This window comes from Pseudomonas pseudonitroreducens (genome assembly GCF_021603645.1).
GTDB classification, from domain to species: domain Bacteria; phylum Pseudomonadota; class Gammaproteobacteria; order Pseudomonadales; family Pseudomonadaceae; genus Pseudomonas; species Pseudomonas pseudonitroreducens.
In genome coordinates this window covers 1-430 of the sequence record NZ_BQHJ01000056.1, presented here as the reverse complement: position 1 = coordinate 430, position 430 = coordinate 1, and the positions used below count along the sequence as shown (strand labels likewise).

The window sequence follows — 430 nt, the reverse complement described above, 5'->3', positions numbered from 1 at the left end:
TGGACCCTAACGTCACCAGCAGCGAGAAGGATGCGAAGAAGGTATTCAAGGACCTGCCCGATGGGGTCAACCGCGCGTCGGGTGGCTGGATCGATGGACCTGGTAGTTACACCAGCGACAGCATCCGGGTGAACGCCTCGCGCGGGGAATACATGCTGCAGGCCCGAGCAGCGCAACGCCTCGGAGCAATGAACCTGGAGCATATGAACCGTACCGGCGAGCTGCCTGGTCGTGCTGACCTGGTGCCATACATCCCGCAAATGCCTTCACTGGATCGGGTGGGAGAGAGGCAACCGATGTCCCTGGAAATGCCGTGGGGCGGCTCCTATGCCGTGGAGGCAACACCCGCCGAGGCCTCCCGTATGCAAGAGGACATGAAGATCGCTCGCATCAAACTAGGAAAGCCCAATGTCCGCCGATAACAAACCCA

At 60.5% G+C, this 430-nt stretch carries 1 protein-coding gene; it reads left to right on the top strand.

Going from position 1 to position 430, the window contains the following annotated elements; all coding sequences use genetic code 11:
• The coding region (locus tag L6D89_RS32435) for a hypothetical protein (RefSeq protein WP_236202310.1) at positions 1-422 on the top strand (422 nt) is incomplete at its 5' end.
• Between the last annotated feature and the right edge of the window lie 8 nt (positions 423-430).